Source organism: Spirillospora sp. NPDC052269, from assembly GCF_040679435.1.
Classification (GTDB): Bacteria; Actinomycetota; Actinomycetes; order Streptosporangiales; family Streptosporangiaceae; genus Spirillospora.
Window position 1 is genome coordinate 623,220 of sequence record NZ_JBFAUU010000001.1, and the last position, 6,000, is coordinate 629,219.

5 protein-coding genes are annotated in these 6,000 nt (G+C 70.5%); 1 reads left to right on the plus strand and 4 read right to left on the minus strand.

The window, feature by feature from the left end; translation table 11 throughout:
- Positions 1-81: 81 nt before the first annotated feature.
- The gene (locus AB0L06_RS02970) at positions 82-1,476 is read right to left on the minus strand and encodes a GH39 family glycosyl hydrolase (RefSeq protein WP_500229201.1); all 1,395 of its coding nucleotides are present in this window, start codon (positions 1,474-1,476) and stop codon (positions 82-84) included.
- Positions 1,477-2,077: 601 nt separating this feature from the next.
- Positions 2,078-2,296: a hypothetical protein gene (locus tag AB0L06_RS02975; RefSeq protein ID WP_500229202.1), complete on the minus strand. Its 219-nt coding sequence runs from the start codon at positions 2,294-2,296 to the stop codon at positions 2,078-2,080.
- 121 nt (positions 2,297-2,417) lie between these two features.
- Here AB0L06_RS02975 and AB0L06_RS02980 point away from each other — a divergent pair, with 121 nt between their 5' ends.
- Complete coding sequence (locus AB0L06_RS02980) at positions 2,418-3,284, plus strand: GntR family transcriptional regulator (protein ID WP_500229203.1); 867 nt, start codon at positions 2,418-2,420, stop codon at positions 3,282-3,284.
- 9 nt (positions 3,285-3,293) lie between these two features.
- On the opposite strand, the gene AB0L06_RS02985 is transcribed toward AB0L06_RS02980, so the two are convergent.
- Positions 3,294-3,668 (minus strand): hypothetical protein, encoded by a 375-nt coding sequence (locus tag AB0L06_RS02985; protein WP_500229204.1) that lies wholly within the window; start codon positions 3,666-3,668, stop codon positions 3,294-3,296.
- The gene (locus AB0L06_RS02990) at positions 3,665-5,845 is read right to left on the minus strand and encodes a hypothetical protein (protein WP_500229205.1); all 2,181 of its coding nucleotides are present in this window, start codon (positions 5,843-5,845) and stop codon (positions 3,665-3,667) included. The genes AB0L06_RS02985 and AB0L06_RS02990 overlap by 4 nt, the downstream gene beginning before the upstream one ends.
- Positions 5,846-6,000 lie beyond the last annotated feature (155 nt).

The following is a 6,000-nucleotide window of genomic DNA, read 5'->3' on the forward strand; positions in this document are numbered from 1 at the left end:
CCGGCCTATTTGCCCGGCCTTGCGTCCGGCCTATTTGCCCGGCCCTTGCGTCCGAGTTCCGCGTTCGACCACGCGATTCGGTCAACGTCCCGCCCACTTGACCTCGTACGGCGCGAAGTCGAACCTGTGCCCGCCCACCTGGACCGACACGGGGGTGCTCCGGGTGTTCACGAGGACCATCTCGTGCGCCTGCGCGAGGACCCGCACGGACGGGTCGGACGACCGCACGTCCACGAGTCTGGTCCCTGGGGGGAACCAGCGGGCGAAGTTCTGCAACATGACCAGGTTCGGCGTTCCGCCCCCGCCCTCCGACGAGCCGAACCACAGGCAACCGGCGCAGCTCCCGGACGTGCTGGTCTGCGGACTCCAGTAGAACGCGCTGGACGCCCCGCTCCGCGCGAACTCCATCAACGCCGCCGTCAGCACCGCGCCCCGGTGCTCGTCCGACCAGCCCGAACCGTCCGGCTCCACGTACCATTCGGCCCACCACACCGGCAGCTTCGGATCCAGCCCACGCAGCCATTTCGTGGTGTCCGAGAACTTGGCGAGCATCTGGAACTCGTCCACCTTGGGGTCCTTCTCCTGCGGGAAGGAAGAGGCGTCCACCGCGAGGAAATCCGCACCGGCCTTGTGCTTGGACCAGTACTTCACCGCGTCCAGGCCGCGCTGGTCCATGCTCCCCCAGACGCCGTGCAGCTCCGAAGGAGGACCCGTGGCCCTGCCAGGGGCGTCGCTGTTGAGGACGATGTACGGGCCGCCGACCTTGAGATTCGGGTTCACCTTCTTCAGGGCCGCGTACACCTTGTTGTAGAGCTTGGTGTAGCCCTCGTAGTCCCAGCGGTTGGCGCCGTTGTTCCAGAAGCCCTTGAACTCGTTCCAGACGGCGTAGTACTTCACGTCCGGGTAGCGCTGGGCGACCTTCGCCGCGAGATTCGCGAAATCATCGAAATGCCGGGGCTCGACCGCGTCCTCGAGATGCGTCCAGTCGGTCTGCCCCTGAGCCCCGCCCTTCATCCAGTCCGGCGAGCAGCACAGCGTGACCACCGGCGTGCCCTTGGTCTGGCGGATCACGCTCATCCGGTGGTCGAGCGAGGCCCAGTTGTACTCGCCCTGGCTCGGTTCGGGATTGTCCAGGCCCCACCCCATGATGGGTGTGACCTGCGGCATCGCCTCGCGCGACAGGTCATGGAGCGCCTGCGCCGGCCCCTGCTGCGTGTCGACCGACACCTGGGTGTGGGTGAAGCCCCACGCGGGCCAGCCCTTCGGCGCGCCCGGCGCCACCTTGGAGACCGCCCCCGCCGGACGCGTCGGCCCGAGCCCGACGCTCCCGGCCTCCCATCCCGTCGCCCAGATCACCAGTGCGGAGGTCAGCACCCCCGCGAGCGCCGCGAGAAGCGCGACCGGGACCAGGCCCCGGCGACGCGTCCGTCCATGCCTCCCCTGCCGCCCCCGGAACACCCCGCGCCCCCGGAACACTCCCTGTCCTCGGAACTCTCCCTGCCGTCCCCGGAACAACCCGCGCCGCCCCCTGACCAACGTGGTGCGACCCGGTTCCGCCATGCCCTGGGTCCGCGACCGAACGTCCACGTGCGCCTCCCGTGATCGGCGTCATGCGCGCACGTCTGTTAGAACGCCGTGGACGAGGGCCGGGTTCGCCCCCGTCTTCGCATTGGCCGTCATATCTGACTAACCCCTGCGCGCCCCGTCCCGGAACCCGCACCCGTACGACCCGGCTGCGTCCCCTGCACGATCGGGCCCCACCGGCCATGGCAAAGCCTCGGGCAAATCGCTGCGGGACGGATGGGAGGTGTGCGTCAGGAGAATCCGTCGAAGTGAGCCCGCTCCAGCGGAAGAACCACTCTGCGCGACCGCACGGACGACACGACTTTTTGTTGGGGTCGCGCCGATGTGTCATCCGTGCGGTCACGTTCTCCTGGCCCGTGGGGTGACGTGCACCCCACCGACCAGAGCTCCATTCCTGTGTCACCTGAGCGCCACAGGTCACTGTCGCCCCGGCCCGGTCGAGCCCGGCCCGCCCCCGAGTCCGGGCCGGGCTCCGGCGTCCCGAAAGCCCGCCTCACCGCTCGCCGCCGTCCCGCCGGGACTGCTCGGCCAGAAGCTCACGAAGACCGCCTGAGTCGTCCGCGGCCACGGTCATCGCATATCCGGCCTGGAGTTGGGCGTCGGTGAGGTCGCCGCTGCGGGTCGCGTACCACCGCCCCGCGTCGCTGCGCCAGACAAGCCAGCCCGGGTACTCGCGCTCGATGGTCGTCTTCAGATCCTCGAAGTCGCCCATCAAGGTCGTCCTTTCCCTGGGGCGGCGGTTCTGTATACAAAAGTCTTACTCGGTCGAAGAGGTGTCAAGCTGTCCGTAAGTGGACCGTCCCCTCACGGACAGTGCCTAGGGAGGTGAGCCCGTGGCCGAACGCCCGGCCTACCTGCGCATCGCCGACTCCATCCGCGACCAGATCCGCTCGGGCACGTATCCACCTGGATCCCGCCTGCCCACCATGCGGGATCTCACCGACGGGTTCGGCGTCTCGGAGATCGTCGTCCGGCAGGCGTTCGCGCTCCTGCGGGGCGAGGGGCTGATCGAGTCGCGGCGCGGCGCCGGCACCATCGTCCGGCACACGCCTCCGATCCGCCGCATCGCGATGGACCGGTACCTCAGGTTCACCGTGCCGCCCTCCGGCCGCGACGCCCCGGCGCCCGCCACCACCTTCACCCACGACCAGCGGATCGGCTGGCAGGAGTACCGGCTCGACCGCGAGTTCACCCGCACCCAGGCCACGCCGGACCTCGCCGCGCTCTTCGAACTCCCCGTCGGCACCGAACTGCTGCGCCGTCGATTCGTGTTCTACGCGCGCGGCGACCCGCAGCAGATCTCGGTCAACTACCTGCCCTGGGACCTGGTCGCCGAGACCCCCGTCTCCGACCCCGCGCGCGAGCCGTGGCCCGGCGGCACCCTCGCCCAGCTCGCCTACCTGGGCCACCCGCCCACCCGCGTCGAGGAGGCCGTCGGAGCGCGCATGCCGACCCCCGAGGAGGTCGAGACCCTCGGCACCGCCCCGGGCGTCCCCGTCTTCACCATCACCCGCCGCATGATCTCCGACGCGCGCGTCCTGGAGGTCTGCCGCGACATCGTCATCCCCGCCGACCGCGCCATCCTCGACTACGCCATCGACCTCACCCCCGCCCCCGACCCGACCGCCTCCGACCCGACCGTCCCCGACACCACGCCCACGCCCACGCCCCACCCGAACGGCCACCGGGACACCCGCTGACCCTTTGGGTCACTCCTTGAAGAGCCAGTCCTCCTCCTCGCCGTCGTCGCGGCGGGCGCGGGGCAGGGGGAGGTCATGGCGGGTCGCCGCGGGCGCGTGAGGCCGTGGTTCGGGAGGCGGCGCGGCCGCGGGCCTGGACGGACGGGACGGCCTGTGGACGCGGCTCAGAGCCGCCAGGAGGGCGCTGAGGAGGACGACGGCCACGACGCCGTGGAGCGGGCTCCAGGCGTTCGCCATGAGCATGACCTGAGCCGTGGCGGCGAGGACGGCGAACGCGCCCGCGGTGGCGACGACGAGGCGTCCCAGCGGGTCGAGGCCGGACAGCAGGAGCCAGCACGCGGCCGCCGGCGCGGCGAACAGCAGGAGCGCGAGCGCCAGGGTCATGAGATCACCACGAACCTCTCGACGATCACGGCGACGACGCTGAGGAACAGCGGGACGGCGAGGACGGTCAGCGGGCGCAGCCGCCACGGCTCGTTCGGCGGCAGCCGCAGCCGCCGCAGCTCACGCGCGAACAGGACGCCGAGCAGGACCGGCAGGTAGATCAGGCCCGCGGGCGTCCACGGCGACGAGCGCAGGCCGAGCCCCGACGGTCTGGGCACGGGCGGGTTCGGCTCGCCTGGGGGCTGCCGCAGGCGGTACACGGCGGCGTCGCGGTCGGCGTAGACGGTCTCGATGCGCGGGTCGGCGGCGAGCGCGGCGCGCATCCGGGGCGCGAAGTCCGGCGCCAGGCCCGCCGTGAGGACCTGGAAGTCCTCGTGGCTGCGGGTGGTGACGAAGAACCCGCCGGGCCCCTGCTCGCGCAGCCGCTGGATGATCTCCGACAGGTCGGCCGGATCGCCCCGGTTCGCGATCACCGGGGTGTAGTTGAACCGCTCGAAGTCGCGGTACGACCAGGGCATCACGGGCGTGCCGCCGACGAGGTCCGGATTGTCGGCGCTCATCCACACGACGCCGATCACGCCCTTGGTCTTCTGCGTCATGACATTAAAGGCGCGGACGTCGCTCGGCCGCACCTGCTCGTACTTCTCGTTGCCGTACCGGACGGTGAGGAACCCTCCGACCAGCAGCAACGCGAAAACGGACGCCGCCGCCACGGCCGGCCAATGGCGTCGCGACCCCGTGCGCAACCGGCCCAGCCTCATGCGCACGCGCGGGTCGCGCACTCGCGGCGCGTCGAACGGCGCGGGGAAGAACAGGTAGGCCACCAGCAGGCATGCGGCGGGCAGCATGAAGAAGTAGATGCGCAGGGCGATCTCGCCGCCGTAGTTCTGCAGCCCGAACGACGAGAACGGCACCAGCAGCAGGACGAGCGCCACCCGGTCGTCGATCCCGCGCGCGCGTCGGCGCAGCAGTCCGAGGATGGCCAGGCCGACGACGACGACGGCGATGACGATGCGCAGCTGCTGCACGTCGGCCGTCTGCGGGCTCGTCTGGCTGATCCGTCCGCCGGTGCTCTGCTGGACGTTCTGGAACACGTTGCCGAGCCCGCCGAACAGCTCTCCCTTGCGGCTCGACCAGTATCCGACCGTCATGAAGCTGACCCAGGCCGCGTACACGACGCCCGCGATGAAAGGCAGCCCGCGCAGGCTGCACCGACGCACCAGCACCAGGCCCGCGCACGAGGCGGTCATCAGGAACGGGGTGAGCTGGTGCGCGGCCGTGCCGACGAGGATCAGCAGGAACAGCAGGCAGAGCAGGATCGTTCGGTCGCGGACGGACGCCTGCGGTGCGGGCAGTTCTCCCGGATCCTTGGGCCCGAACAGCCAGTTGTAGAGACGCCACAAACCACCGGTGCGCTGTGCGGTTTCGGCTGATCGGCGGCGTCCGGCGCGCTGGGTCGTCTCGTCATGGTGGCGGAACCAGTTCACCAGGATCGCGACGAAGTACAGGTAGAGCAGGTAGGCGAACGCCTGTGGGGAGAGGTAGTCCTGCCCGACCCAGTTGGCGGCGATGAACAGCCATGCGGCGAACCACTTCGCCCGCCACGTCGCCCGCAGCACCCGCAGGATCAGCATGTACGGGACGAGGTACATGAGATCGGTGACCGGCGGCGCCCACTTCAGCACCGGCGAGATGTCGTGCTGCCCGACCGCCTTCATGATGAACCCGACGAAGGCGAAGAAGCCGGGCGTGCTGAACCGGGCGTCCAGATCCCAGCTGACCGTGTGGGTGCGTTCGATGTACTCGATGAACCCGGCCGTCTGCCAGGCCGTCGGGAAGCGCGCCTCCGGCTCCAGCGCCTGCGCGACGCCGTGCAGCATCGCGATGAGCACCAGGATCTGGGCGACCAGCAGCACCCGATGCGGACGCGGCAGGGCGAGCGTCAGCATGAACGACAGGACGACCACCGCCGCGCCCACGAGCGTCGCGCCGGGCAGCACGCTGATCAGCCCGAACCCGTTGGCCGCGTCCAGGTCCACGTGCCGTAGCGGGGACCAGAAGAGCGCGGTGCCGAACACCAGCAGCGCCGCCGCGGCGAGCGTCGCCCACCGGTCGGTGGGCTCGGGGGAACGCGGCAGCGGCCGGGCACGCTCTTCCGGTTCCTGGCGAACCGTCATGCTCAACTGATATCCCGCCCTCCGCCGGCGGGGAAGACACCCGCCGGCCCGACCGGCTCACCGGCCTCGTGCGCGCGGGCCGGGGGCTGGGCGTGTACTGACGCTGAGGAGCGAAAGCGTGGGGAGCGAACAGGATTAGATACCCTGGTAGTCCA

Bases quoted from the DNA above. Each gene is read 5' to 3' on its own strand.
- AB0L06_RS02975 (WP_500229202.1), bottom strand. From the start codon at position 2,296: ATGGGCGACTTCGAGGATCTGAAGACGACCATCGAGCGCGAGTACCCG.
- AB0L06_RS02985 (WP_500229204.1), bottom strand. From the start codon at position 3,668: ATGACCCTGGCGCTCGCGCTCCTGCTGTTCGCCGCGCCGGCGGCCGCG.
- AB0L06_RS02990 (WP_500229205.1), bottom strand. From the start codon at position 5,845: ATGACGGTTCGCCAGGAACCGGAAGAGCGTGCCCGGCCGCTGCCGCGT.